General features: G+C 58.7%; 34 protein-coding genes. 9 read left to right on the forward strand and 25 right to left on the reverse strand.

Annotated elements, in window-relative coordinates:
• Positions 1–64: 64 nt before the first annotated feature.
• From DM450_RS07725 to DM450_RS07800, 16 genes are all read right to left on the reverse strand, one after another.
• Entirely contained in the window at positions 65–463 is a 399-nt protein-coding gene (locus DM450_RS07725) for a gene transfer agent family protein (protein WP_142633869.1), read from the reverse strand.
• Between the two features lie 45 nt (positions 464–508).
• Complete coding sequence (locus DM450_RS07730; protein ID WP_142633871.1) at positions 509–937, reverse strand: phage tail tube protein; 429 nt, start codon at positions 935–937, stop codon at positions 509–511.
• A gap of 63 nt (positions 938–1,000) precedes the next feature.
• Positions 1,001–1,372, reverse strand: a complete 372-nt coding sequence (locus tag DM450_RS07735; protein WP_142633873.1) for a DUF3168 domain-containing protein — start codon at positions 1,370–1,372, stop codon at positions 1,001–1,003.
• Entirely contained in the window at positions 1,369–1,773 is a 405-nt protein-coding gene (locus DM450_RS07740) for an HK97 gp10 family phage protein (RefSeq protein ID WP_142633875.1), read from the reverse strand. The genes DM450_RS07735 and DM450_RS07740 overlap by 4 nt, the downstream gene beginning before the upstream one ends.
• Positions 1,766–2,122 carry a head-tail adaptor protein gene (locus DM450_RS07745; protein ID WP_142633877.1) on the reverse strand — a complete coding sequence of 119 codons (357 nt, stop codon included), beginning with the start codon at positions 2,120–2,122 and terminating at the stop codon, positions 1,766–1,768. Before DM450_RS07745 ends, DM450_RS07740 begins: the two co-directional genes overlap by 8 nt.
• Complete coding sequence (locus DM450_RS07750) at positions 2,122–2,661, reverse strand: head-tail connector protein (protein WP_142633879.1); 540 nt, start codon at positions 2,659–2,661, stop codon at positions 2,122–2,124. Before DM450_RS07750 ends, DM450_RS07745 begins: the two co-directional genes overlap by 1 nt.
• Positions 2,661–2,873 (reverse strand): hypothetical protein, encoded by a 213-nt coding sequence (locus DM450_RS07755; protein ID WP_142633881.1) that lies wholly within the window; start codon positions 2,871–2,873, stop codon positions 2,661–2,663. The genes DM450_RS07750 and DM450_RS07755 overlap by 1 nt, the downstream gene beginning before the upstream one ends.
• 88 nt (positions 2,874–2,961) lie before the next feature.
• Positions 2,962–4,128 (reverse strand): phage major capsid protein, encoded by a 1,167-nt coding sequence (locus DM450_RS07760; RefSeq protein WP_142633883.1) that lies wholly within the window; start codon positions 4,126–4,128, stop codon positions 2,962–2,964.
• A gap of 73 nt (positions 4,129–4,201) precedes the next feature.
• Positions 4,202–4,813, reverse strand: coding sequence for an HK97 family phage prohead protease (locus DM450_RS07765; RefSeq protein WP_142633885.1), 612 nt, complete (start codon positions 4,811–4,813; stop codon positions 4,202–4,204).
• A complete protein-coding gene (locus DM450_RS07770; RefSeq protein ID WP_142633887.1) occupies positions 4,810–6,138 on the reverse strand; it encodes a phage portal protein in 1,329 nt (442 codons plus the stop codon). Before DM450_RS07770 ends, DM450_RS07765 begins: the two co-directional genes overlap by 4 nt.
• 425 nt (positions 6,139–6,563) lie before the next feature.
• Complete coding sequence (locus DM450_RS07775) at positions 6,564–7,019, reverse strand: terminase TerL endonuclease subunit (protein ID WP_142633889.1); 456 nt, start codon at positions 7,017–7,019, stop codon at positions 6,564–6,566.
• 27 nt (positions 7,020–7,046) lie between these two features.
• The gene (tnpC, locus tag DM450_RS07780) at positions 7,047–8,690 is read right to left on the reverse strand and encodes an IS66 family transposase (RefSeq protein WP_142633891.1); all 1,644 of its coding nucleotides are present in this window, start codon (positions 8,688–8,690) and stop codon (positions 7,047–7,049) included.
• A gap of 72 nt (positions 8,691–8,762) precedes the next feature.
• Positions 8,763–9,104: an IS66 family insertion sequence element accessory protein TnpB gene (gene tnpB, locus DM450_RS07785; RefSeq protein ID WP_036524680.1), complete on the reverse strand. Its 342-nt coding sequence runs from the start codon at positions 9,102–9,104 to the stop codon at positions 8,763–8,765.
• Positions 9,101–9,469: an IS66-like element accessory protein TnpA gene (gene tnpA, locus DM450_RS07790; RefSeq protein WP_142633895.1), complete on the reverse strand. Its 369-nt coding sequence runs from the start codon at positions 9,467–9,469 to the stop codon at positions 9,101–9,103. Before tnpA ends, tnpB begins: the two co-directional genes overlap by 4 nt.
• A 47-nt stretch (positions 9,470–9,516) precedes the next feature.
• Positions 9,517–10,722 carry a terminase large subunit domain-containing protein gene (locus tag DM450_RS07795; RefSeq protein WP_142633897.1) on the reverse strand — a complete coding sequence of 402 codons (1,206 nt, stop codon included), beginning with the start codon at positions 10,720–10,722 and terminating at the stop codon, positions 9,517–9,519.
• The gene (locus tag DM450_RS07800) at positions 10,722–11,177 is read right to left on the reverse strand and encodes a phage terminase small subunit P27 family (RefSeq protein ID WP_142633899.1); all 456 of its coding nucleotides are present in this window, start codon (positions 11,175–11,177) and stop codon (positions 10,722–10,724) included. The genes DM450_RS07795 and DM450_RS07800 overlap by 1 nt, the downstream gene beginning before the upstream one ends.
• A 96-nt stretch (positions 11,178–11,273) precedes the next feature.
• Here DM450_RS07800 and DM450_RS07805 point away from each other — a divergent pair, with 96 nt between their 5' ends.
• Complete coding sequence (locus DM450_RS07805; protein ID WP_142633902.1) at positions 11,274–12,128, forward strand: FRG domain-containing protein; 855 nt, start codon at positions 11,274–11,276, stop codon at positions 12,126–12,128.
• Positions 12,129–12,422: 294 nt separating this feature from the next.
• Here DM450_RS07805 and DM450_RS25780 read toward each other — a convergent pair whose 3' ends face one another.
• Positions 12,423–12,926 (reverse strand): SHOCT domain-containing protein, encoded by a 504-nt coding sequence (locus tag DM450_RS25780; RefSeq protein WP_185928737.1) that lies wholly within the window; start codon positions 12,924–12,926, stop codon positions 12,423–12,425.
• Between the two features lie 103 nt (positions 12,927–13,029).
• Between DM450_RS25780 and istA (DM450_RS07815) the strand changes: the two genes are divergently transcribed.
• Complete coding sequence (gene istA / locus DM450_RS07815) at positions 13,030–14,523, forward strand: IS21 family transposase (RefSeq protein ID WP_142633904.1); 1,494 nt, start codon at positions 13,030–13,032, stop codon at positions 14,521–14,523.
• Complete coding sequence (gene istB / locus DM450_RS07820) at positions 14,520–15,287, forward strand: IS21-like element ISSsp5 family helper ATPase IstB (RefSeq protein ID WP_142633906.1); 768 nt, start codon at positions 14,520–14,522, stop codon at positions 15,285–15,287. Before istA (DM450_RS07815) ends, istB (DM450_RS07820) begins: the two co-directional genes overlap by 4 nt.
• An 83-nt stretch (positions 15,288–15,370) precedes the next feature.
• On the opposite strand, the gene DM450_RS07825 is transcribed toward istB (DM450_RS07820), so the two are convergent.
• Positions 15,371–15,859, reverse strand: coding sequence for a hypothetical protein (locus tag DM450_RS07825; protein ID WP_142633908.1), 489 nt, complete (start codon positions 15,857–15,859; stop codon positions 15,371–15,373).
• Between the two features lie 267 nt (positions 15,860–16,126).
• On the opposite strand from DM450_RS07825, the gene DM450_RS07830 reads away from it, so the two are divergent.
• Positions 16,127–16,960 (forward strand): IS5 family transposase, encoded by an 834-nt coding sequence (locus tag DM450_RS07830; RefSeq protein ID WP_142632654.1) that lies wholly within the window; start codon positions 16,127–16,129, stop codon positions 16,958–16,960.
• A 677-nt stretch (positions 16,961–17,637) separates the two neighbouring features.
• Positions 17,638–18,291: a hypothetical protein gene (locus DM450_RS07835; RefSeq protein ID WP_142633910.1), complete on the forward strand. Its 654-nt coding sequence runs from the start codon at positions 17,638–17,640 to the stop codon at positions 18,289–18,291.
• Between the two features lie 36 nt (positions 18,292–18,327).
• On the opposite strand, the gene DM450_RS07840 is transcribed toward DM450_RS07835, so the two are convergent.
• Complete coding sequence (locus DM450_RS07840) at positions 18,328–18,510, reverse strand: hypothetical protein (RefSeq protein WP_142633912.1); 183 nt, start codon at positions 18,508–18,510, stop codon at positions 18,328–18,330.
• Positions 18,507–19,130 (reverse strand): glycoside hydrolase family 19 protein, encoded by a 624-nt coding sequence (locus DM450_RS07845; RefSeq protein WP_142633914.1) that lies wholly within the window; start codon positions 19,128–19,130, stop codon positions 18,507–18,509. Before DM450_RS07845 ends, DM450_RS07840 begins: the two co-directional genes overlap by 4 nt.
• A gap of 84 nt (positions 19,131–19,214) precedes the next feature.
• On the opposite strand from DM450_RS07845, the gene DM450_RS07850 reads away from it, so the two are divergent.
• On the forward strand, positions 19,215–19,553 hold the full coding sequence (locus DM450_RS07850; RefSeq protein WP_142633916.1) for a type II toxin-antitoxin system RelE/ParE family toxin: 339 nt from the start codon (positions 19,215–19,217) through the stop codon (positions 19,551–19,553).
• 37 nt (positions 19,554–19,590) lie between these two features.
• Positions 19,591–20,034 (forward strand): helix-turn-helix domain-containing protein, encoded by a 444-nt coding sequence (locus tag DM450_RS07855; RefSeq protein WP_142633918.1) that lies wholly within the window; start codon positions 19,591–19,593, stop codon positions 20,032–20,034.
• Between the two features lie 67 nt (positions 20,035–20,101).
• On the opposite strand, the gene DM450_RS07860 is transcribed toward DM450_RS07855, so the two are convergent.
• Together DM450_RS07860 and DM450_RS07865 are read right to left on the reverse strand one after the other, a co-directional pair.
• Positions 20,102–20,641: an HNH endonuclease signature motif containing protein gene (locus tag DM450_RS07860; RefSeq protein WP_142633920.1), complete on the reverse strand. Its 540-nt coding sequence runs from the start codon at positions 20,639–20,641 to the stop codon at positions 20,102–20,104.
• Between the two features lie 197 nt (positions 20,642–20,838).
• Positions 20,839–21,921 carry an IS630 family transposase gene (locus tag DM450_RS07865; RefSeq protein ID WP_142632508.1) on the reverse strand — a complete coding sequence of 361 codons (1,083 nt, stop codon included), beginning with the start codon at positions 21,919–21,921 and terminating at the stop codon, positions 20,839–20,841.
• Between the two features lie 111 nt (positions 21,922–22,032).
• Between DM450_RS07865 and DM450_RS07870 the strand changes: the two genes are divergently transcribed.
• On the forward strand, positions 22,033–22,350 hold the full coding sequence (locus DM450_RS07870) for a helix-turn-helix transcriptional regulator (protein ID WP_142633923.1): 318 nt from the start codon (positions 22,033–22,035) through the stop codon (positions 22,348–22,350).
• A gap of 149 nt (positions 22,351–22,499) precedes the next feature.
• Here DM450_RS07870 and istB (DM450_RS07875) read toward each other — a convergent pair whose 3' ends face one another.
• Both istB (DM450_RS07875) and istA (DM450_RS07880) read right to left on the reverse strand, forming a co-directional pair.
• Positions 22,500–23,228 carry an IS21-like element ISSsp4 family helper ATPase IstB gene (istB, locus tag DM450_RS07875; RefSeq protein WP_013831348.1) on the reverse strand — a complete coding sequence of 243 codons (729 nt, stop codon included), beginning with the start codon at positions 23,226–23,228 and terminating at the stop codon, positions 22,500–22,502.
• A complete protein-coding gene (istA, locus tag DM450_RS07880) occupies positions 23,215–24,729 on the reverse strand; it encodes an IS21 family transposase (protein ID WP_142632652.1) in 1,515 nt (504 codons plus the stop codon). The genes istB (DM450_RS07875) and istA (DM450_RS07880) overlap by 14 nt, the downstream gene beginning before the upstream one ends.
• A 116-nt stretch (positions 24,730–24,845) precedes the next feature.
• On the opposite strand from istA (DM450_RS07880), the gene DM450_RS07885 reads away from it, so the two are divergent.
• Positions 24,846–25,091 (forward strand): hypothetical protein, encoded by a 246-nt coding sequence (locus tag DM450_RS07885; RefSeq protein ID WP_142633924.1) that lies wholly within the window; start codon positions 24,846–24,848, stop codon positions 25,089–25,091.
• Between the two features lie 49 nt (positions 25,092–25,140).
• Here DM450_RS07885 and DM450_RS26535 read toward each other — a convergent pair whose 3' ends face one another.
• Positions 25,141–25,365 carry a helix-turn-helix transcriptional regulator gene (locus DM450_RS26535; protein ID WP_142633926.1) on the reverse strand — a complete coding sequence of 75 codons (225 nt, stop codon included), beginning with the start codon at positions 25,363–25,365 and terminating at the stop codon, positions 25,141–25,143.

Here is a 25,365-nt window from a genome sequence, read left to right on the forward strand (position 1 = left end):
TCCTTCACGTCGCGCGGGGTGAAACCGGCTGCACCTGCGTTTTCATAAAATCTGCCCCATGGAATCAGTCCACGGGGGTCTGCGGAAAAGGGTCTTCGTCACCCTCCCCGTCGATTGCCTCGGGCTGCTCGTCATCGACGCCCATAATCGCGGCAAAAAGCGCCTCACCCGCCAGACCTGCATAAGTCATCAGGTTGCCGGGAGTGATAGCGCGGGTGACGAGATCGTAAGCCTGTTGCTCACCCATGCCGCCGCCGATCAGGGCAAGCCGCACCGTCTCGGTAATGTCAGTGACCCGCCATTCTCCGTGCACGATGCGGTTTGCGAGAACATATGGACCCACCCCGGTCTTTTCCTGCAACGTGATTAGTTCACCGATGCGCAGCGCGAGACGGAAGTAACCGTCATGAACAAAGACATTTTCGAGGACGGCGGAACGTGACTGGTGGGGATTGGTATGCATGGCAGTATTTATGCTCCATGCAACAAACCCCCGCCGTGTTGAGGATCAGACCTCGGTGACGGTCACCGCACCAGCCTGTTCGAGCGTGATCTGGCAAGTCGAGGACTTGAGGCGCTCGCCCGTCATCTGGAACGAGGTGAGGGTGAACGGGCCTTCGACCATCCATGTGCCATCGGTGACCTGAAGGTTTTTGATCAGGCCGCCCTGCGCCCATGCGAGCCATTCGTGTACGTCGCCCCTATTGACCATGCCTTCGCCGTCGATCTTGCAGTCCGTGGCCGTGACGCGGCGAACCGTCTGGGCCGGTGCTGACTGATTTTCAAGATCGATAAGCTGATCGGTTTCAGTCGAAGTCGAGAACGAAATCGAACGCGAGGTATTGATAAGCGTGGGAGCGGCGAACACTTCCGGCGTTGCGCCGTTCCCGATCTTCACAAAGATAGTTTCGCCCAAAACGGGCACGATGTAGGACATTTTTAAAATTAGCTCCTGTTAGTCTAACCGACTATTTATTCACAGGAGTAGTGGCCACGCGGCCTACAACGGCTGCACAAGGAAACGGAAGGTCATGACGACATGACCAACTTGATTATCCTTTTCATCGACATTGCGCGATTCTTCGAATCCGTATTCAACAATTCCGAAATTCTCGATTACAATGGGAGCATTGAGCGCAGTCATGACCAGCGCGGCCTGTTCTTTGTGCTGCGGTTTCTTGCCGAAAACATGCACGTCAGCAAAACACTCATACATTTCAGCGCTCTCATACGCTGAGAGTATCTGATCATCGCCGATGACCGTCCACGGCAGCGCCGTCCCAGCGGGAACGGTCGCAAACACGTTGACCACGCCTTCGGACCGAAGCGCTGCAAAAATAGCCGCCTGAAGCGGGAGAGAAGGGTCGATCATATTCCAAGCTCCTGCTTCAGGGCCTTACGCACCGCACGGCGCAGGCTGGATTTATGGCGTTTTCGAAAAATACGGGTCAGCGGCACCCAGAAGGGGTTTGCTGCAACGTGAGTCCCGTCCCGACCGATGTGGCCGAATTCCAACGGAACCGCGTAATAGAGGGCATCGCTACCCACGCTGACAGTGTATTCCATCAAACGGGAGTCACCGGACTCCACCTTGATCGAGTCCGCAAGGTGAGGCGCATCCTCGGTGCGCGGGGTTATGACCTTGCCGCGCTTCGCCATAGCCGTGGCGGTCTTGCGGTTAACATCGTCGATGGCCGACCGAACCGCACCAGACATACGCCCCAGTCGGGCCACGAAGGCATCGATATCACGGGTATCGACAGGCCTAGTCATTGAGACCACCGACCTGCGCAAAGAGGTTGATCTGCCGTCCGCGCCCTTCGAGGTCACCGGCCCATAGGATATCGTAGGCCTTGCCGTCCTGATCGATCATGCGGTCACCGATATTGACCTCTGCGACCGGAATGCGGAGCACGATGTCGAAACGGTCGATGCCGCTCGCGCGCATGCTGCGCACTTCCTCCCCGCCGCGCTGCGCTGTGATCGACGCACGTATGGTTTCGAGACCGGGCACGACGGCCCATGCCGAAACCGGAACGCCATAGGCATCGGTGCCGATGGCCATGCGCTCAATGCGGACCTGATGGCGAAACGCACCAGTGGAAGGCGGAACATATGCCATCAGTAGGCTCGATACCGCGAGATGATCGAACTCACCGCGAAGGGTACATCCTTGAGATCGGCAGCCGAGACAGCTTCACGATTTTCGTAGAAATGGCTGATCAGCATCAGGACCGCATGCCGGAGATCGGCGGGAATGGCCGTGAATCCAGCCGTGAATTCCACCTTCACGTTGCCGAGTTCACGGCGAACAGAAGGGAACGCCACTTCTACGCGGGCCGGAGTGCTGTCGAGGTCTACGCGGTAGGCCAGCTTCGACACGATCTCACCGCCGAGCGTGATCCGCTCCACCGACATGACCGGGCACAGGTCGATATCGAAATGACGCGGCAGGCAGTCCATCGTCAGCACCCATTTCGTGGGCTGAAGAGGAATTCCTGCGCCATTCGGACCTTCGATCACGGCGGTCGCGGCAGCGATCAGGCGTTCGATGTAAGCGTCGTCGAGACTGTGCGAAACGCGAAGATGGTCGCGCGCTTCGGAGAGCGAAACGACCGTCGATGTGGGCGCATCGAGGCGCTTGAGGCGCGTCCAGTCCATTATTTCGAGACCTTGGGCTTGGTGGACTTCGCTCGCAGCCGGGTCGCAACTTCCTTCGCATCGGGGAGCGCTGCGGTCTCGATGGTGTTCGGAGTGTCCGGGGCATCGGCAGGTTCGGCGATGCCGAACGCGATCCAGCGCGCGCCCTCATCGGTATCGACGATGTCGCCGGGCTGGTGATTGACGGAAGGGCCGACGAGGCCCGATTTCATACGCACTTTCATCGAGTATTTAGTTGAAATGGAAAAGGGACGGCCCATGAGAGCCGCCCCTTTGCCTTCTTGGTATTTGGCCGGAAAATCAGACCTGAGTGAGCTTCTTGATCGCGCGAGCGTCGGTGACGAGGCCGTCATATCGACCGAAGCCGACAAAACCGATCTGATCCGAGGTGGCATATCGCTCGTCCAGACGGCGAACACCGAAAGCCTTGACGTTGCGGGCGGTGTACTTGCTGAAATCACCAAACAGGACCGGGACGGTCTTCGTGGCAATCGAAGCCATATCCTGATTGATATGGTAGGATTTGCCGAGGATCGTCGATGCCTCGCCTGCGGACATGGCGGGCTGCCACAGCGGCAAACCGTTCGAGTCCTTGAGCAGACGGATCGACTTGAGCGTCGAGTCATTGAACATGAACGATGAAGCACCGCGATAAGCGGGATCGACCGAGTGCAGAAGGTTGACGAGATCGTCATACGAGATCGCGGTCGCCGAGGCCGAAGTAACACCCGCCGATGCGCCCGTGACGATGCCCTGCGGCTGCGAAACGCCAGTGCCGACCGTGAACATCTCATTGAGAATACGACCGAGGCGCTCCGCCATTGCATTGCGCACGACGGCCTCTGGAACGATAGCAGCGTCCTGCATGAGTTCGCTCGACACGCGGATCACGCCCGAGGTGAACTTGAACGCACCAAGGGTCTTCTGACCGAAATTCACGTTAGATTCATCGACCTCAACGCCTTCGGCGATCAGCGCACCCTTGTTATTGGTGTCATCCATGGTCGCAATCGGAAGCGGATTACCGCTTTCGGTCGTCAGGTAGGTGACCGGGCCGCCCTGATTAAGCGGGCCATATGCCTTCATAGCTTCGATCAGCGTCGGGTAGAAACCGCGCGGTACAAGATAGCCACCAGCTTCATTCGAAGCCACACCAGCGGCGCGCAGTTCGCGAACATCGACATCGCCGCGCAGGTACGAACGGAAAGCGTCAGCATGGGCATCGGTCTCGACAGCGCGGTTTTCGACCACGGTGTCTTCAACGGGCAGTCGCTCGGCTGCGGCTTCATAGGCACGTGCGCGCGCTTCGACCTTTTCGAGGGCAACGGCACGAGCTTCGAGTGCATCCGCGTCGTCGAGCATGCGCTGGGCTTCAGCCAGCTTTTCGGCATCGTCGGCATCCTTGATGACAAGGGCAGCCTTATTGGAAATCTCCAGCGCCTTCACGCGAAGTTCAAAGATATTCATTTAATAGTTTCGCTCCAATTGGATTAGCGAAACTATTTATCTTTCGAGTTACACCCGGCGACGCGATCAACTCTTACTTACGAAGTCGATTACTCAGAGCGCGCTTAAACAATTCAACTCTATTCGATTGACAATTATCATCATCATTTGCTGGTTTTTCGGAACGCCACGCATCCAGCGAACGCAAAGCGGCTTCCGTCGATGGATAGGCAGGCGAAATCACGAACGAGATTTCAAAAAGCTCGACATCGATCAGAGTGCGCTCCACCCTTCCCGCGTCATCCTCGCGCCACTGCTGTTCGAGCACACGAAAACCGAACGACATCCGGAGGTCGCCATCGCGCAGCGCATCGAGTTGCGCCGGGGTCATCCGGGTCGTGTCCATCTCGAACGCGAGACCGTGCGCATCCTCGCGCAGGACCAGTTTGCCCGAACCCGTGGAACCCAGCGGGCTATCGTCGCGGTGCGCCCACAGGGCGTAGATGTTCGTTTCACCTGCTCCGGCAGCGCGGATGGAGGCTGCAAAAGCGCCGGGAGCGATGCGCTCGATGAAGCCCCCGAGATCGTGCGAGTCCGAGTTGAATACGGCGGCATATCCGGTGGCACGGCCCTCGATCTCATCGGTCTTTGCACGGACTTCGATGCCCGTGAGCGCAAAATTGCGGGTTTCGGTTGTCATGGTCATTCGGCATCCTCCGGGGCGCTGTTGTCATCGACCGGTTCGTTGGTCGGCTGTTCTGGGGTGGTATCTGGGGTGGTATCTGGGGTGGCCTCCATGCCCTTCGCCTGCTGCGTCAGGGGCACGGTTGCGCCTTGAATCCAAAGTTCATCGCCACCCTCCATCGGGGGCAGATTTTCGAAGGCACGCGCTTCGTTCGGCGTGAGAATCGCGGAATTGACCGCCTTCTGAAGGCCTTCCATGCGGGTCGCGAAATCACCGCGAAGCAGGCCCGCCATCGAGAATTCGACGTATGCGGTGGCACTGTATGCGGTGGCACTGCTAGGACCAAAGAGCTTTGCGTTCATCTCCTGCTCGATGGCCTCGATCAGCGGGGTCAGGGTCTGCTGCGCGAAACTGAGGTTTTGCTGCTCAACATTCGAGTACGTGCCGGTGGTCAGGTCATGCAGAATGGCGGGCGCGATATTGAAAATTCGGCTCGCCTCGCTGATCATGAACCGGCGAAGCTCGACGAGTTGCGATTTCGCGGGATCGAGGCCGACCGGCTTGAGGTCATGGCCGGAAGGTACAACAAGAATGTTGGATTTTGTGCGAGCGGATGCGCGAACGGCCTCCCCTACATCATTGGACGCGCGCCCTGAGCCCGCTGGGCTGATCGGCCCCGGTGTAGTGAGCGCGAGCGGAGGCACACCACCGCTGGCAAACAGCTTCCCAGCGTAGGCCTGCGCGGCAATCATAAGGGCAATGGCATCGCGGTTCGAAGCGATGGGATTGTAATGCTTTATGGCGTCGGCCTGCGGGAACAGGATTACATCGACGACATTCACCGAATCATATTTGATGGCCCCAGTCGTCAGATTGTATGTGTAGGTCCGCTTGATTTTACCGGCGACAAGGCGCTGATCGATGTCCAGCTTTGCCGGATCGAGCGGCAAAATTCCAAGAACCTCACCAGCGCGGTTGCGCGAGATCAGCGCGGTTGCACGGCCATGAAGCAAAAGGCGAGCGACAAACCAGCGGAAGAATGCCGCCGTCGTCTGCGTGTCATTCGGGCGGTCGTGAATTATGTAATATAGCGGGTTCGCAGTGTCCTTAACCGCACCGTCGCTGGTCTTGCGATAGAGGTGGAGTGGGAGAGACGAAATCGCCCCCGCAATGGCGTTGACCGCCTGCCAAATCGCTGTGACACCGAGAGCCTTTTCTTCGGTGACTGTATCCCCCGTTACGGTCGATGACAGACGGAATAACTCGTTCCATGCAGAGGCATCAGAAAGGGGTACTGTCGGATCGTCGAGGGATCGGGACTCTTTTCTCTTGAATAGGTTGAACATCACGAGTATTTATCTGGGCGGGGTGGATGCCCGCGCTTCCCCGCCAGATCACCGGGCCGCCAAAACGAAAATGGCCCGAAGCCATGAAGCCTCGGGCCTAGTCGTTAGGGCTGATAATGCCCTTCGGGTCGCACAACAGGCTTGCAGCAAATGCGAACTACGAACCAATGAAAAATCGGGTTATGGTTTCGCGGTAAGGCTGCGGTTGCAGACGGGAGGCAGACCCTGAATATCGCCGTGCTTCATGACATATTGCTGCTCTTCTCCGGCACATTGATCCTTGTTAGCGCATTGGCACTGGTTGCCTCGCTCTTCCCTTTTCCCGCCCCCGAGAAGAAAATACTTCGGGTGTCGGCGGGCGTCGGTTTCGGCTTTGCAATGCTTTTCCGCCTGATTCACTAGCCGGGCTCACGTGGATCGCCGCCTTATAGTCCCGAGATCGAGAAATCCGGGTCTTCCCACGGACTGACGGGAGGTGCCGCGTTGCCATCGCGAACCTTGAGGCCGAGCGCCATGGCCAGCGCGACCGCTCCATCGATCCGATAGCGCGATTTAGACTTGTCCAGCTTGCGGTTCCCGGCAGGGTCGGTGATCACCATGGCATTCATCGTGCACATCGTGAGTAGCGGGTCACCGTCGTGGACCAGCGTACCAGTCACAATGGCCTCTTCAAAGGCCGTGACCGCAGGCGACATCGAAGCATACCCCTGCCCCCAATCGATCACGCGCAGCGCACCATAATCGTTATCCCCGCTCGTGGCCGAAAGCCCGAGTTCATCGAAGTGGCCGAGAAGCTCGCGGGTATAGTACCGATCATAGGCCAGACCGCGCACATCGTACGTATAGACGAGTTCCGCAATCTTGTCCGCGATCGTAGCCATCCGGTGAAAGCCGCGGCGTAGCGCGGATCAGGTGGTGATCGAGCGCTGGGTTGGCTGCCAGTTCCATGGCAGCAGCTCGTCGAGTTGGCGAACCGGATGCTCAGCGATGCGAGCGAGCACGTCCGCGAGCCAAGCCTGGGGATCGATGTCGTTCAGGCGGGCGGTCTGGATCAAGGTGTAGAGGACAGCCGCGCGCTGACCGCCACGATCGGATCCGCAGAATAGCCAGGCTTTCCGGCCGAGCGGCACGCAACGCAGAGCGCGTTCTGCGGCGTTGTTGGTCAGGCAGACCCGGCCGTCGTCGAGGAAGCGGGTGAAGGCGTCCCAGCGCCGGAGCATGTAGTTGATGGCCTTGGCGAGATCGTGGTTGCGCGACAGCCTGGCGAGTTGGGTGGTGAGCCAGGCGTGAAGCTCGGCCATGAGTGGCCCACTCAGTTCCTGGCGCACAGCGAACCGCTCTGCCGCGTCATTACCGTTGATGCCGCGCTCGATATCAAACAAGGCATCGATCCGCTGCACGGCCTCGAGTGCGATCGGGTAGATCATGCCGGCATGCTCGCCACGGCCCTTCTTGCGGGCTGCGCTGGCAACGTCGGCGAGCTCGAAGAACTTGCGCCTCGCGTGGGCAAAGCAGCCGGCCTCAAGCACGGGCGCAGGCATGCGTCCGGGAGCATAGAGCTCGCCGTAACCACCATAGGCATCGGCCTGCAGGATCCCTGACCACGACGATAGATGCGCTCTTGGATGATCTCCGCGCCGATCGCGCGAGTAGTGGAACAGCGCTGCGGGCGGATCGGCGCCAGCGAACGGTCGGTCATCGCGCACGTAGACCCAGAGTCTGGCCGTATCGGTCTTCACCTTGGCCATGACGGGCACGGTCGTATCGTCGCCATGCAATCGCTCGGCAGCGAGGACGTGCGCCTCGATGAGGCGATAGAGCGGCATCAGCGCAAAGGCGGCGGCACCGACCTGGTCGGCAAGCGTCGAGGTGCTCAGCGGCACGCCTTCGCGGGCGAAGCGCTCGGCCTGACGGTTGAGGGGCTGGTGCTGGCCGTACTTCTCGAACAGCAGCATGGCGAGGAAGCTGGGGCCAGCCCAGCCACGCGGCACGACGTGGAAGGGCGCCGGCGGCTGTGTGATCGTCTCGCAATTCCGGCAGGAGAACTTCTCGCGCACGGTCTGGACGACCTTCCATGCGCGCGGGATCACCTCGAGCGTCTCGGTGACGTCCTCGCCCAGCTTCGATAGCCTGCTGCCGCCGCAGGCCGGGCAAGAGCATGGCGCCGGCACGACGACACGCTCGCGCGGCAGGTGTTCTGGAAACGGCTTCCGGGATGGCCGCTTGCGTTCGAAGGCGGTGACGGTCGCGGTCTTCTCGGCCGCAACCTCGGCAGCAAGATCGTCCTCGGCGGCGTCGGCCTCGAGATCTTCGAGCTGCAACTCCATCTGGTCGAGCAGGCGACGGGTGCGCTCGGCGCTGGCGCCGTACTGCTCGCGCCTGAGCTTGGCGATCTGCAGTTTGAGGTGCGCGATCACGGCCTCGGTGGCGCTCTCCCGGGCATGGGCATTGGCGAGCTTGGCCTCGGCCTCATTAGCCCGCTGGGTCGCGCTCGTCAGCAGCGCCTTAAGCGCTTCGATATCGTCAGGAAGGGGCGAAACGACGACTTCCATGACCGCGACGGAATCACAGAAACCCGCCCAAATGAAGCGCAAAATGCTCCGCTGGAGAAGAAAACGACGCCCCTATCCAGCGCTCTGCGGACGCCAGGAATACTGCGGGTTCCGCCAGTCGATCCCATCGAGCAGGCAGGCGAGTTGCGAAGCTGTCAGCGACACCATCCCGTCCTTGGCCGATGGCCAGACGAAGCGACCCTTCTCGAGCCGCTTGGCGTAGAGCGACATGCCGATCCCGTCGTGCCAGATCAGCTTCACCAGAGATCCGGCCCGCCCGCGGAACACGAACAGATCGCCGCCATGGGGATCGCGCTTGAGGCCCTGTTGGACCAGCAAGGCCAGTCCCTGCATCCCCTTCCTCATATCCGTGTGCCCCATCGCGATCCAAACACGGGCGCCTGAGGGGATCATCGCAATGCCTTCAACGCCGAAGCCACCAGCGCCGGCAAAGCCGAGGCAAAAATGCTGATCCGCTTGCCGCGGGCCAGGTCGATGACGATCGCGGGCTGCAGGCCGGAAGGAGCGACGTCGAGATCTTCGATCATCACGGCCGCGGCGAAATCGGGAGCCGCCAAATCGTCCGGTTCGGGCTCGGAGTGAGCATCGCGCAGCTTACGCCGCCACGTGTAGACCAGCGCGGTCGACACATCACGTCGCCGTGCGACCTCGGCGACGCAGGCCCCGGGTGCGAAGGCCTCGCTCAGGATCTCCAGCCGTTCCTCGTCGCTCCAACGGCGACGCCGCTCCGGCCCGGAAAACACTGTCATCTGACCCATCGACCGCTCCTAAGCGCACTCTTAAGAGCGCACTTAAGACCGGTCCCTTACCTCATCGGCAAGGCGGGATCCGCCGGATGGGTACCCGCGATCTGGCGCGGCGTGATGAGCAATCCGGGGCAGGTTTCGAGGCGACCTTGCTGTGCATAAAGATCATACCTGACACCGTCGCGCTTGCTGTGCTCGGCAACGAGGTCGGCGGGTTTCCAGAACCATGCGCGAACGCGCGCGCTATCGTCGGCGCTAACCATCACCAGCGCGGTCAAGTCGGTGCGCCGAGACATGTCGAGAGCCAGATAGACGGGATCGCCCTCCACGAACTCCACCGCGTCGGCGCGACACGCCTTCCACGCAGCCTGACTGATCAGCGTCGTGAAGGGATTGACCCGTTGATTGAGATAACGAAGGCGGAAATTGGCCTCTTTTGAGGCCATTCGGGAAGCTTCCTGCGCTGCGGCGCGGATCGGTTCGAAAGATTTCCAGTGGAGCAGGGCCGGGTTTGCCTTGACCCATTGCGCCTCATCGAGAAGGTCGCAGCCCTCATCGGCGGCATGAAGGTGGACAACGATGGTCTCATCGATCTTGTTACCGTCATCGTCTCGACGAAGGCCGTCATCGATCATCAATGACAGGGGATGCTGCGGATCGTTGGTCTGCGTGCTGATCGCAATCGCTAGCGGACTTTCAATGGCCTGCTGACCATCCAGCATCGTGTTCCAAAGTTCATCGTCTCGGGCTTCGCCGAGTTCGTCGAAGACGAAGAACGCAGGACCAAGACCGTGCTTGGTGGAAGATTCTGCCGACAGCGCCTTGTACGTCGATCCCGCGCCTTTGACATTTGATGCCCGGACGAAAATGGTCTTCGTCGAGGGTACAACCTTGAGAATCCGGTCGAGCGCGGGGGTCGCACGGATCATGTTGGAGCACATGCGGAAAATAACCGATGCCTGTTCACGGTCATTTGCACAGGAATAGATTTGCGCGTTCTCCTGCGCTTCCGGACCGACCAGATGCGCGAGAAGCAGGCCCGCCACTGCGTAGGATTTTGCGTTTTTCCGCGCAACTGAGAGGACAGCACGACGCACGAGACGTGACGGTCGATCACCGTCGCCATGGGGCTCGTAGATGTCACGAATCCACGCCTCCAGCCAAGGATCGACGTGGAAGCGCTGGCCCTTCGCAGGGCCGTCAACGATGGGAAGCAGGTTGAGAAAATTGATGACGCGGTCGGCACGCGCCGTATCCCGCCACATCAGTGGATCAGAGACGCGAACGGGTCTCCCTCATCGGTCTGAGCCGGGGTGCTGTTGATGGCCTGTCGGGCGATAGGGTCGAGTCCAAGTCGCTGCCCGAGGGTGGCAATGAGCCGCACCTGATCGGCCTGAAGCTTGTAAGCGGGGTGGATGACGGATTGACCGGTCGAGCCTGCGCCGATTGCTTCGAAATCCTTAGCGGCGATCAGCTTCGTCGCAGTCTGGTGGGCGGCCACAGCTTCGCAGTAGGCGGCGAGGAGTGCCCCATCACATGCGGTATAGACCTCACGAGGCATGGCATCGATGAGGCGCACCCAAACCTTGCGGGCAGCGGCAGTCATCACCGTGGGGCGAATGGGACCGCCAGAGGGTTGGGGTTCGGATCGGTTGAGAGGACGTTTGCCGGGGTTACCGGCCTTTTCCTTGATGATTGTGGGTGTTGATGTGCGGGGCATGACCCCGGTATTTATGCTCTATACAAATCCCAACGGAGCGCCTTGTCGGAACCACAACATTATGCATAAGCATTCGCATTTAATTTTGAGGAAATTATGACTACTGAATCAAGAATTGAAAGCGTTACTGAATACATTAATGAAATAGCTAAACTGAGCAAGCGATCAACATCTATCCATACATTTCGCGGACAACGAAACTCAAAGTGGTTAGACAATCCCGGATTACTCAGAGAAAATTCAAAACTTCTCACCCATGAATACAGCGCAATTAGAGACCTGCATTCCATCCACCCACAGGAGTTCAGTCAAGATTTAAATATGTTTGATCGACTCGTGCGAATGCAGCACTACGGCCTTCCTACGAGATTAATGGATGTATCTTCAAACCCGCTAGTCGCCCTATTCTTTGCCACGGAGCCATCTCGCTCTAAACATGGAGATATCGACGGGCGAGTGATTATCTACGACGTGCCCAAAAGTCGCCGTAAGTATTTTGATAGCGATAGCGTATCTTGCGCCGCCAACCTTGCAAATCTGACGGATGAAGAAAAATCTGAACTTCTCAGAAATGAAGAAATGGAATTAGATGATTTCAACAAACTAAGATCGTGCGACAGGCTTTTGCAGTTTATCAGAGCGGAAAAACCCCACTTTCGTCCAATAATTAACCCGAAGGATTTAATAAAGGGGTTCTACGTTACGCCAAAAATGCAAAATAGCCGAATAATCGCACAGCATGGTGCATTCATAATTTTTGGCCTCAAAGTCGTTCGAGTTAGAGGGAATAGCAAATCACCGGACACGATCTCTCGCACTATGATCGACATTCCCCAATCAGCGAAAGCACCAATCCGGCGCGAGTTGGACGGACTGGGCATAAACGGCAGCACATTGTTCCCTGAACTATCTCACGCAGCCAGTGAAATCGTGCGCAGATACAGCCAGTAACCCCCTTGCCTGATCCGAAAAATAACTTGCGGAAATGCGGCGTCGCGTGCGTGACTTGGCGGCCGGTTTCCCAGACGCACGTTTTCGTGATCGAACCACCCCCTCCCCGAGGGTCTCGACCACGATCCGCCCCCGATGGGGCATCCTCCGGTCGGTCGGAATGCGCCTCGACCGACCGGGTGAGGTCGAGAGGTGACGACCTGACATTCTATTTAGTCAACGAGATCGGGGGCGCGTCATAACCGAAAATATGTTCGATGAAGATCATAGCCAGCCGCTGGTTAGACCACACGCTTATATTCGCGCGAGTATTTCAGCCTTCTTTTGCGCGAATTCCTCTTCGGTCAGGATTCCCTTTTTCTTCAGGTCGTCCAACTTATGAAGCAATTCGACGAGATCGCCTGCTCCAGCATCAGCCTCATCGTCGTCCTCAAAGCCGTCATCGAGATCGTCATACAGGCCATCATTGATCATACCGACAGCAATTTGCAGATGGCGCGCCACCCGCTCACAGGCAACTTTCTCATTTGAAGTGAGTGAGAGGACATCGTTGCCAGTGAAAAGCTTGAGACTATACCATAGCAAACCCTTGCGGGCCTCAATCGAATTGATCTTACTCAATGGCCATGGCTCAATAGCTTCAGTAAGCAAGCCGCTCCTGTAATAAACAAACCTTCGATCAGTCAGTACCGCAATCCCCTCGAAGACATCATTTTGCCTTAATGCCGGAGACCAGCTTATAATCTGTTCGTCATGAGCGAGATGATATGTTTTGAATGCCTGAGAACGGCGGAGCAATATTCGGCCACGCTAGCGGCGGGATAGTCCCGCTGCGGGCGGCGTAAAAGTCGTCCACCTTGAAGCCTTTCTGCCAAGTCAGGGAGGTGTGGGGATCTACAGCGTGGAACTTTATCTTCAGGTCCGTTTGGCTTGCGCGGATGGCATGAGCCAACGGGCGGCGGCGAAGCGTTTCAATGTGTCGCGCGATACGGTGCGCAAGATGCTGTCATTTTCATCGCCACCGGGTTACCGGCGTCAGTCTGTACCGCAGCGCCCGAAGTTGGACGGGTTTGTGGCGATCATCGATGGATGGCTTGAAGGGGACCGCAGTGTCCCACGCAAGCAGCGCCATACGGCGAAGCGGGTATTTGACCGTTTGCGCACCGAGCATGGTTTCACCGGCGGCTATACGATCATCAAGGATTACATCCGCGAGCGCGAGCAGCGCAGCCGGGAAATGTTCGTGCCACTGGCGCACCCGGCGGGAGATGCGCAGGCCGATTTCGGGGAAGCTCTGGTGGAGATCGGCGGGGTCCTGCAGAAAGCCTACTTCTTCGCGCTCGATCTGCCGCACAGTGATGCCTGCTATGTGCGGGCCTATCCGGCGGCAGTGGCGGAGGCCTGGGTGGACGGTCACGTTCATGCCTTCGCGTTCTTCGGGGCGGTGCCGCGATCGATCGTCTACGACAACGACCGCTGTCTTGTGGCGAAGATCCTGCCAGACGGCACGCGCAAGCGTGCTACGCTGTTCAGCGCTTTCCTGTCGCATTACGTGATCCGCGACCGCTATGCCCGCCCGGGCAAGGGGAACGAGAAAGGCAATGTGGAAGGGCTGGTTGGTTACTGCCGCCGCAATTTCATGGTGCCGATCCCGAAGTTCCCGACCTGGGAGGCCTTCAACATGTGGCTGGAGGAGCAATGCCGCAAGCGCCAGCAGGACAAGGTGCGCGGACAGAGCGAGACGATCGGTGAGCGCTTGCAACGCGATCTCGCGGCCATGCAGCCTCTGCCCGCTACACCCTTCGAAGCCTGCGATCAGGCGGGCGGGCGGGTCTCCTCGCAATCCCTGGTGCGCTACAGGACCAACGATTATTCGGTTCCGGTGGCCTGGGGCCATCAGGAAGTCTGGATCAGGGCCTATGTCGATGAGGTGGTGGTCGGCTGCCGCAGCGAAGTCATCGCCCGTCATCCTCGTTGCTATGCCCGCGAGGAGGTTATCTTCAACCCGCTCCACTATCTCCCGCTGATCGAGCAGAAGATCAACGCATTCGACCAGGCCGCGCCTTTGCAGGGCTGGGATTTGCCCGAAGCGTTCACGACACTGCAGCGGCTGATGGAAGGGCGCATGCACAAACATGGCAGGCGCGAATATGTGCAAGTGCTGCGCCTGCTGGAAACGTTCGCCATCGCCGATCTCCAGGCGGCGGTGGAACAGGCCATCGCCCTTGGCGCCATCGGCTTCGATGCCGTCAAGCACCTCGTCCTGTGCCGGGTCGAACGCGTACCGCCCAGGCTCGACCTGGACGTCTATCCCTTCCTGCCACGCACAACGGTCGAGAAGACTTTTGCCAGAGCCTATCTGAGCCTGCTCTCCGACAGGCAGGAAGCCGCATGAGCGATCAGGCCCCGGAGCTTCTTCTCGCTCATCATCTCAAGGCACTCAAGTTGCCTACGTGCCTGCGAGAGCATCACAAGCTCGCGCGGCAATGTGCCGCCGAAGGCGTCGATCATATCCGCTTCCTCGCCCGTCTCGTCGAGATGGAAATGATCGACAGGGAGCGTCGTATGGTCGAGCGGCGTATCAAGGCCGCGCGCTTCCCCGCCGTCAAAAGCCTCGACAGCTTCGACTTCACCGTCATCCCCAGGCTCAACAAGATGCAGGTGCTTGAGATGGCGCGCTGCGAGTGGATCGAGCGGCGTGAGAACGCCATCGCTCTGGGGCCATCTGGCACCGGAAAGACGCACGTAGCGTTGGGGCTCGGACTGGCAGCATGCCAGAAAGGGCTGTCGGTGGGCTTCACCACTGCGGCGGCGCTGGTCAGCGAAATGATGGAGGCGCGCGACGAGCGGCGTCTCCTGCGCTTCCAGAAGCAGATGGTCGGATACAAACTGCTCATCATCGACGAACTGGGCTTCGTACCGCTCTCCAAGACCGGCTCCGAACTGCTGTTCGAGCTGATTTCCCAGCGTTACGAACGCGGCTCCACCTTGATCACCAGCAACCTGCCCTTCGACGAATGGACCGAAACCTTCGGATCCGAGCGTCTCACAGGCGCGCTCCTCGATCGCCTGACCCATCACGTCAGCATCCTCGAGATGAATGGCGAAAGCTATCGCCTCGCTCACAGCCGGGCCCGCAAGGCCAAAACCAAACCCTGAAAATCAAGCCAATGCCGGGGGGAGTGGCCCTCGGGCTACGCCCTCACGCCACTCCCCCCGGCATGTAACACGATGGTCTGGTTTTACGCCGCCCAATGGCCGACTTTTGCTCCGCCGTTGACATCGAAGATTTCGTCCCTGACATTCATGCGCGAAACGGCCTCCATCTTCTCATGATATTTCTGTTCCTCATTAATTCGATCAAAAATACTGGCATCCATGCCTGACGGCATAAAATAATTAGTTGGCGAAATAGACGAAACGCCAACATTAAGGCCACCGGTTACACCAGACGCATAGACTTCCTTTATCGCAGCTTCCGCCGCAGCCATCGCCTCGGCCTCTCGCTTGCTCCGTACTTCGGACATGAATTCGTTGCCGCGCTTCTTCCACTTGTCCTGCAACCTACGGATTTCCGCGTCATTGAGCGGCCCGCAACCCTTCCTAGCTGCGGCAGCAATGGAGATCGCCGGATCAGACAGCCTAAGAATCGCGATGGCCCTCAGGCGCTCGTCGTCGATACCCCCGTCGCCGAAGGGCCGACCCCGCTTCGCTTTTGCCGGTGCAGTCACTGAAATATCCTTTCAAAGTCACATTACATTGGGCAATCTTGATGATCTATGACCGACATAGCAACGATGAAAAATAATAACGGTGCGAGGATAAAACCGCCACTGCCGGCAGCCGTGCGAGATTAATTCAACAAGGCACCAAGCCCGCGCGAGATTAAATCGAGGCAATAATCTCGCAAGGATATCATTGAGAGCCCGATCCAAAAGTTGTTGAGCAATACCAGCATGTTATGATTCACGCCGTCCTTGCGAGAGATGGAGTGATCAATGGCATGGACTGGCATTGCTCGAGAGGAGCATAGCCGCAAGGGACTGCGTTATCCAAGCGACATGACGGATAAGGAGTGGGCGCTGGTGGCCCCGTTCATTCCCCCGGCAAAGCAAGGCGGTCGGCGGCGCAGCACGAATATGCGCGAAGTGGCCAACGCGCTGCTCTATCTGGCTTCGGCCGGGTGTGCCTGGCGCCTGCTGCCCAAGTGCTTTCCACCGGTCTCGACGGTTCGGCGCTATTTCTACGCCTGGCGTAACGCGGGATTGTTCGAGGTGATGAACACGCTGCTGGTCATGAACCTGCGAGAGATCGAGGGGCGCGAAGCCTCTCCCAGTGCGGGCATCATCGATAGCCAGAGCGTGAAAACGACCGAAAGCGGCGGCCCGAGTGGATATGACGCGGGCAAGAAAGTCAAAGGCCGCAAGCGTCATATCCTGACCGACACCTCCGGTTTTCTGATCTCCATCCTCGTGCACACCGCCGATATTCAGGACCGTGATGGCGCCGTCGACGTGCTCAAAGGCATATGCCAGCGCTTCCCCTGGCTGCGCCATATCTTCGCCGATGGTGGCTACGCCGGAGACAAGCTCAGGAGAGCACTCGCCAAAGTCGGGAATTGGGTAATCGAGATCATCAAGCGTTCCGACAAGGCCGAGGGCTTCGAAGTCCTCCCGCGCCGCTGGGTCGTCGAGCGCACGTTCGCCTGGCTGGGGCGGTGCCGCCGCCTCGCAAAGGACTGGGAGGCGACCATCGCCTCGTCTACCGCCTGGGCCACGATCGCTTCTATCCGCATGCTCATCCGCAGAACCGCAAGATATTGCTACGCTTGAGACACTTTTGAATCGGGCTCTGAGGTCAGGTGCTCGCCATCCTCGACCGCATCCCATGCTTCGACAAGCTGATCGTCGGACATCGTCTTGGGCCCATGGTGATCCTCACTTTACTCCGGGATGGCCCTCGGGATCATGCCGATTTCCTTGAAAATGAGCGACTGGACCCTGAGCGATCTTCTTATGGATGAGATCGATTATGAACGCGCCTCCAGAATCGTGGGCAGCCTTCCCAACGTCACTAGTGGCACCGACCTCGGAAGCTATCGCAGAAGCCTGAAGCCCGATTTCCGCTAGCAACCTGATAGCCTCAGCCCTCGACGGGATCACGGCTTGTTGACGACGCCAATCATCGACGGCGACCAACCATTCGGGCGATGCTCGCATTTCAAAGCGCGAGGACTTTTCGTTTCCGTATATCATGGCATGTACGTACATGGTAGAGGCGTGGCGTACAAGCCAAATTTTAAATTCCGCGCTTGGCCTGTCCGTTTCGCTCATCAGGGCATGGGCGAGCACGCACGGCAATCGATAACTTCAAAGTAAAAAATCTCAAAAACGAATATCATAAAAAGTGGTAGATGCAAAAATGGCACTACAAAAAAGAGGATTATTCGTCCGCTTGACGGCACAGATGGCACTACATAATTTTGTAGAACCATCTGAAGGAACTTAACTTGAGCATCTACAATCTTACACGCATTCCGCGCCGTCGCCGAACCGAATTTAAATCAAAGGACACGAGCACCAGTGCCTACACGTTTCTTGCGTCTCAAGGTCGCACGTCGATTACTCTTGGGGCGCGCGACCGAGTAGTTCGCAGAACACCAAACTCAATTGAGTTGCGCAACAACTTCAAGGTCTATTTCGACCTGATCGGTGACACAGACATCGAAACCTATGTCGAATGGGCCGAACTCGTCGAAGCTGGATCGTCGGACCTCTATCCGCTTGAACGGGTCGAAACCATGCGGTTGCACGTCTATCGCCGGGGCAAGAATGCGCCGTTTGAAACGATCTGGTTCCGGAATATCGCCGACGCAGAACTGTTCGCGGACAACTTCCCGGCTTACCGTGAGCAATACGAGCAAAAGAAGCTGCACGTGGAGGCAGCGGAAAAATGGCGCAAACGTGACCTGAATAGCCGCCTTGCCGATGCTATGGAGGATGAGGGCAACGATCCGCGCCTTGGCGCTCTGAGCGGCTCGGAGAAGCAAATTGCATGGGCCGGGGACATCCGGCGCGGATACCTAGAGCGCGGAGGCAATGACGTAGAGATCATTGGTAACCGATCCGCGAAGTGGTGGATCGATAATCGCCACATGATTTGAAGTGAAATTGAAAACGGGGCCGATTGGCCCCGTTTTTCATTTCCGTTTACCCTTCCCCTTCCCCTTGCCCTCATCAGGCCGTGGAATGAGCCGAACCGTGGCCCACCACTTCGGCAGCCCCAGCGTCACAAGCTTCCCCTGAGAGGCCTCAGAGCGGAAAAAGGCATCATCCGGGCAGCCTGCCGCGACCCAACGGGCGATGAGATCGGCGCGGGTCATGCTGCGGCCTCCAGCGCTTCGAGAACAGCGTTGCACTTCGCCTTGCGGTCTTTGAGCCCGTTCTCGCCACCGTTTATGACCTTGGTGCTGGCCGTGATCTGCCAGCCATCGGCAAGTTCGTTGAGGCGATGGGTCTGCCACCACCATGCCGACGCCATGAATGCGCCAGCCGGGGTTTCGAGATAGGTCACGGTTTCGTCGAGCGTCATGCCCATGGCCTTCGCCACCGCGAGGTAGTTGTTCCGTCCGGTGACCATAATCCACGCGCGGCCACGGAACTTGAATCCTTCCCCGGACACCTCATCACCGTTGCCCATGCGTGAGCCATAGGCACGCGCCCCGATTGCTCCGGGACGGTTGGCATACTGCGCGGCGACGCCTGCGCTGGGGAACCGGCTGGGCCAAACCTCGCGCAACCGCTTGGCCGAATAGTTGAGGTTCTCGATCATGCGCGTGAACCCGGCGCTTTCGTGAGCGAGTTGACCGAGGAACGCGGCGACCCGGCGCGGGGTGTTGATCTGGAATCGCTCCATCGCGGCGGGAGCGTGGTCGAGGACCATCTTGCGGGTCGCGGCGGGCATGGTCGGGAAGGCTTGGAGGAGGACGGAGTCAGTCAGCATCCGATATTTAGGGTCGAATGATCTACGGCATTGCCGTATGATTTGCGGTTGACGACCATACGGCATTGCCGTAGAGCGGCCTACATGTTACACAGTGTCGTTGAAACCAAATCGTTCATCGCAGACGCAGCGGATGCGGGTATGTCAGATGACGAGCGCGCTGCGGTCGTGGACATGCTCGCCGCAGACCCGGAAACTGGTGACATCATGAAGGGCTGCGGCGGAGCCCGGAAAGTTCGAGTTAAGAAACCGGGCGGCGGCAAGTCTGGTGGATACCGGGTCATCACCTACTATGGCGGTGGTGACATTCCGCTCTTTCTCATCACTGTGTTCGGAAAGAACGAAAAAGTGTCACTCACCAAGAGTGAACAAAACGAACTCTCCGACTTATGTAAGATACTGAAATCAAATTACAAAAAATAACAAACCTGCCTGTTCTCGCCACGGAAGCAAAACAATTATGAGCAAGTTCGCATTTAAGAAAATAGCCGCAGGGCTAGAGGACGCCATCGCGTATGCGGGTGGCGATACCTCCCGTGCGCGCGTAGCTGGCGGCCCCGACGTGAAGGCGATCCGCGCCAAGACAAAACTCTCGCAGACGAAATTCGCGGAAACCTTCGACATCCCGGTCTCGACGATCCGCGACTGGGAACAGGATCGACGGGCACCCGAAGGGCCTGCGCGGACCCTCCTGTCGCTGATCGAGGCCGATCCTCCCGCTGTCATGCAAATCATGAGGAAGGTACGCGTCGGAAGTGAAAACGTCGAAGGCAAGGTGCTGCATGGAGCAGTCGCATTGGTCGCAAGGAAAAATAACCTTTCTGGCATCAAGCGCGCAATATCAGTCGCGACGACCGCAGCGATAGAACAACCTCCCGCCAAAACAATTGCAAAATCAAAATAGAAAAAGCCCGGATCACTCCGGGCTTTTTCGTTTTCCTATGATGTGATTTTAAATTAGAAGTTCGAAATCAGTTATCGTCGCGATGGCTGGTATTCGCAAAGGCACCGTCGTGATAACGGATAGTCGAATCGCGGAAGGTGATCGCCTGTTCGAGATCGGCGAAAACCTGCTGGAACGTTTCGCCCTCGCGGACGACCTTGACCCGGTATCGTGGGCCAAATGCCTGCGTGTCATAGGTCGTGACGCACTTGTGACCGGAACTCGCCCAACCCGGTTGGTTTCTGGTGTTCTCGGAAGGTGACGCAGCCCGCAGGTTCGCCCACCGATTGTCGGACCGAAGCCCGTTGATGTGGTCCATTTGAGCCGAAGGCCATTCTCCCGTCATCGTCAGATTAGCGAGGCGGTGAGCATAGTAGTTCACACCACCTATGCGGATTTCGGTATATCCGATATGCTTATGAACCGATCCAGCAATAGTACCCTTTCGATACTTTCCCGAGTCGTTCAAACGGATGAAATATCCATTCTCCGAATCATAGCTATAAATGGCGTCTAGAATTTCTTTCGTAAGTGCGGTTTTCGCGCCGCTCGCGTTTCTTTTATTCATTGCACAGTTATTTAGTCAACGAGTGCAATTCGGTGTCGTAAGTTCAAAAAATTGACTTTTACGATCTTGCCCTTCCCCCTGCCAGCGACCATGAGCACCACTCAAAATGTGAATGGTGCAGCGCTATGATTTTGCTCGATGAATTGGTTCAGGCCCGTCGTGGGAAGGGATTGACCCAATCCGCGCTCGCGAAACGGCTAGTGGATTGACTCCAACGTTTGGAACCCTCGATTTCGAGCCGCGATGATTTCGTCCGGATTGGCCTTCCAGATGAAGGGCTTGGGGTTGTCGGCGTTGTACTCCCGGATGAACCGGTTGATGGCAGCCTGGAGGTCGACGACGGAGTGGAAGACGCCGTGCTTAAGGCGCCGCCTGGTCAGCTTTGCGAAGAAGCCCTCGACGGCATTGAGCCATGAGGAAGATGTCGGCGTGAAGTGGAAAGTCCAGCGCGGATGGCGGGCGAGCCACTCCTGGACCTTGTCCTTCTTGTGTGCGGCATAGTTGTCGAGGATCACGTGGATCGCCTTGCCCTTGGGTACTTCACGCTCGATCCGATTGAGGAAGCGGATGAACTCCTGGTGGCGGTGGCGCTGCATGTTCTGCCCTATCACGGTTCCGTCGAGCACGTTGAGCGCAGCGAACAGCGTGGTCGTGCCGTGGCGCTTGTAGTCATGGGTCAGGGTGCCGGCGCGGCCCTTCTTCATCGGCAGACCGGGCTGGGTGCGGTCGAGCGCCTGTATCTGCGATTTCTCGTCGATCGACAGGACCACCGCATGGGCGGGGGGATCGACATAGAGGCCGACGATCTCGGTGAGCTTTTCGGCGAAAGCCGGATCGTTCGACAGCTTGAAGCTGCGCCAGCGATGCGGAGCAAGCCCATGCGCCTTCCAGATCGACTGCACTGTCGAAACGGCAAGCCCGACCGCTTTGGCCATCGCGCGCGCCGTCCAGTGGGTTGCCTCATGCGGCGGCGGTTCCTGCGTAAGCCGGACAATTTCGGCCACGCGCTTGGGCAATACCGGCGCCTTGCCGGGCGGACGGGACTTGTCGCGGAGCAGGCCATCGACGCCTTCGTGCATGAAACGCTCCTGCCAGCGCCACACGCAGGTCTTCGACTTTCCTGTTGCCGTCATAATCGCCGAGGTGCCCAGGCCGTCGCTGCTCAAAAGAACGATACGGGCGCGCCAGACATGTTTCTGTGGACTCAAGGGCGCCGACACGATGTCGTGCAGGCGTTGACGGTCGGAGGCCGAAACGATGAAGCTGATCCCATCACGCATCCTCCGAGACTGACACGCCAGCAAGCCAGTGGGAATCCCCAACTGGACTCTTTCGTTCCGGTCAATCCACTAGACACCAATGAGCAGGCTATCGCGCGCTTGGAAAAGGGCGTGGGATCGTTCGACCTCATGATCCGGGCCATGGAGGCATTGGATTTCCACATCGTCGGGCTGGCCCGTGGTGCGAACCTCGCCGAACAATTCCGACATCGGCGTGTGAAATTAAAATGGAGCAAGGCCGAAGTCGCGCGCCGCGCCGGGATCATGGTCAATACCGTTGCGGCGGTCGAGGACGGTAGTGGGTCGATTGCGAGCGCGCTCAAGGTTCTGGGGGCGCTCGGTACTTCCAAGATGGCCCGAAAACAGTGTCAACCGGCGCGCAAAACTGACCCCCTATCGGCGCCCAATATTGACCCCACCTTTCGGTAGTCTGGCGGTTATCCCGGTAGTCGATAGGAGGGGCCCACGGACGACGACGCGCACCGTCAGGTGTGCTGGCGGCGGCGTCCGTGGGAGGTCCCTGTTGACCCACCGGGTTAACCGCCGGGGATGGGGGTCCGGGGGAAGGGGTTTTCGGCTCAGTTCCGGTTTTTGAACCGCCAGCTGTCATTGCCCGTCTCGATGATGTCGCAGTGGTGCGTGATGCGATCGAGAAGAGCGGTGGTCATCTTGGGGTCGTGGAAGACGCTCGGCCATTCGCCGAAGGCGAGATTGGTCGTGATAATGACCGAGGTCTTTTCGTAGAGCTTGCTGATCAGGTGGAAGAGCATCTGGCCACCGGACCGGGCGAACGGCAGGTAGCCGAGCTCGTCAAGCACCACGAGATCAAGCCGCGAGAGTTGGGTGGCAAGGCTGCCGGCCTTGCCCAGGCGAGCCTCTTCCTCAAGCCGGTTCACCAGATCGACCGTATTGAAGTATCGGCCTCTGGCACCGGCGCGCACCACTGCGGCGGTGATGGCGAGAGCCAGATGAGTCTTGCCCGTGCCTGTTCCGCCGATCAGCACGATATTGCGCCGTTCCGGCAGGAACGAGCCCGTATGAAGCGAGCGGATCAGTCCTTCGTTGATCGGCGTGCCATCGAACATGAACCCATCCAGGTCCTTGATCGCCGGAAGCTTGGCTGCGGTCATGCGATAACGGATCGATGCCGCATCCCGGTGCGCCGTCTCCGCACGCAACAGGTCGCCCAACATCTCCATGACCGTTCTGTCTCGGCGGATGCCGTTGGTGACGGCATCATCGAAGGCCGCCACCATGCCCTTGAGCCCCAGCCCCTTGAGGGCGGCCATGATCTCATGCCGCTGCATCGAGGTCTCGCACGGTATCGTAGCGGCCGCAGTTCGCCTCTGGCGGATGCTTGAGCTTCAGGTTGACGACGACGTCCATAGCCTGGGCATCATGAGGCTCGCGGCGACGGGACAGGATGTTGAGGATGATCTCGTCGCTGATAGTACCGGCGCTGAGTGCCTCGCGCACTGCGGCCTCGACAGCCTCCAGGCCATCTTCGGGGACAGCGGCGAGGACGCGTACAAAGCGCCGGTCGGCATCGTCGCCCTTGCCCAACTTACGCCGCAATTGGGCCAGTGCAGGTGGGAGAGCCCAGTCCTGGAAGGGAGCACCATTGCGCAACGCACCGGGCTTGCGGGCGAGGATGGGCAGGTAGTGCCATGGATCGAAGATTGTCTGGTTCCGGCCGAAGACCCGTTCGTGTTCGGCCACGACAGCGCCGTCGCAGCGGATCACGATGCGCGTTGCATAGGCCCGCACCTGCACAGCCTGATGGGCCGCCTTTGCCATCACCGAGTACCGATTGCGATCGAAGCTCACGAGGCACGTCGAACTGGCTACGTGTTCGCTCTCGAAGAACCCGTCGAAGGGAACCGGTAGCGGTTGCAGCATCGGCCGCTCCACCTCCAGCGCCTGCGCGATCGTCATGCCTTCCTGGTCAGGATGCTGGTTGCGTTCCGCCCAGCGCCGGCACTCGGCTTCCAGCCAGATGTTCAGTTCCTCGAGGCTGGCAAAGCGCAGGCGCGGCTTGAACAGGCGCTCCCTACTGGTCTGAACCTGGTTCTCGACCTGACCCTTCTCCCACCCTGCGGCAGGACTACAGGCCACCGGCTCAACGCGATAGTGGTCCGTCATGATCAGAAACCGCCGGTTGAACAGGCGTTCCTTGCCGGTGAACACCGTCGTCACCGCCGTCTTCATATTGTCGTAGATGCCGCGCGTCGGAATCCCACCGAAGAAGGCAAAGGCGCGGGCATGTGCGTCGAACACCATCTCTTGCGTCTCGCGAGGATAGGCACGGACAAATGGTGCCCGTGACCAGCAAAACCGCATATGCGCGACCTTCACGCGCATTGGCTTGCCGGCGATCTCGACGTCCTCATGGCTCCAGTCGAACTGGTAAGCCTCGCCGGGCCGGTACATCAACGGGATGAACGCCTTGGTCATATCGCCGGCGTCAACGCGACGCTCACGCTTCCAGCGTGCAGCATAGCGCCGCACAGCGTCATAAGAGCCGCCAAACCCTTCGCGCTGAAGCAGATCATGGATCCGCGTCATGCGAAGCCGGTCACGCCGGGGCAGCCCTTCGTTCTCTTCAAGCAGTTCTTCCAGGCGAGTGCTGAAAGGGCCGGTCTGCGGCCGATGCTGTTCCTTGCGCTCGTAACTGGCATCCGCGTTCGGCGCCCGGATCGCCTTGCGCACCGTGTTGCGCGACAGCCGCAAATCCCGCGCTATCGCCTTGATCGGCTTACCGTCCCGGTGCTCCCGACGGATCCTCGTAATCGTCTCCACAACCAACATCCCTGTACCCGCCGTCCGGAACCGAAACGGCGGCGCTTCTCACAATGAGATGAAGGGGGTCAATTTTAGACGCCGATCACCCCGCTAAGGGGGTCAATTTTGCACGCCGCTCCACAATGACGATCACCGACGCTGAATACTATGAGCTTGTCGAGCGTGATCGCTTCACCCCTGATGATTTCAACCCCCTCGGGTTCGCCGAGCCCCTTACATTCGTGCCCACTCCGGTGGTCATCGACGACGATGGGGAGGAGATGTCGGACGAATCCATGCGCGAGTTGTTCGAGTTTCACGCCTCGATGTTCAACCGAAGCATGGTCTACGATCATTCGACGATGCCCGACGAACCGACCTTCAACTGACCAACGAAAAGCCCGGATCGCTCCGGGCTTTTTCGCTTCAACCTATCACTCAGAGTGAGGCTATCCATTTTTCGACCGCGCTGGATCGCCAAAACCTCCTCTGGCCAACCGCGACAGAATTGGGGAAGCGGCCATCCCGTTCCGCGTGATATAACCAAGTCCTGCTCAGGTTGATCTTCTGACAGACCTCCCGATTTGTCATAAGACGATCTGCATCGGACCGAATTGCGTTAAAGGCTGCATACTCCATATCGTTTGCGTTTGTGCTCAGCAT

The organism is Sphingomonas sp. IC081 (genome assembly GCF_006874585.1).
Lineage (GTDB): Bacteria > Pseudomonadota > Alphaproteobacteria > Sphingomonadales > Sphingomonadaceae > Novosphingobium.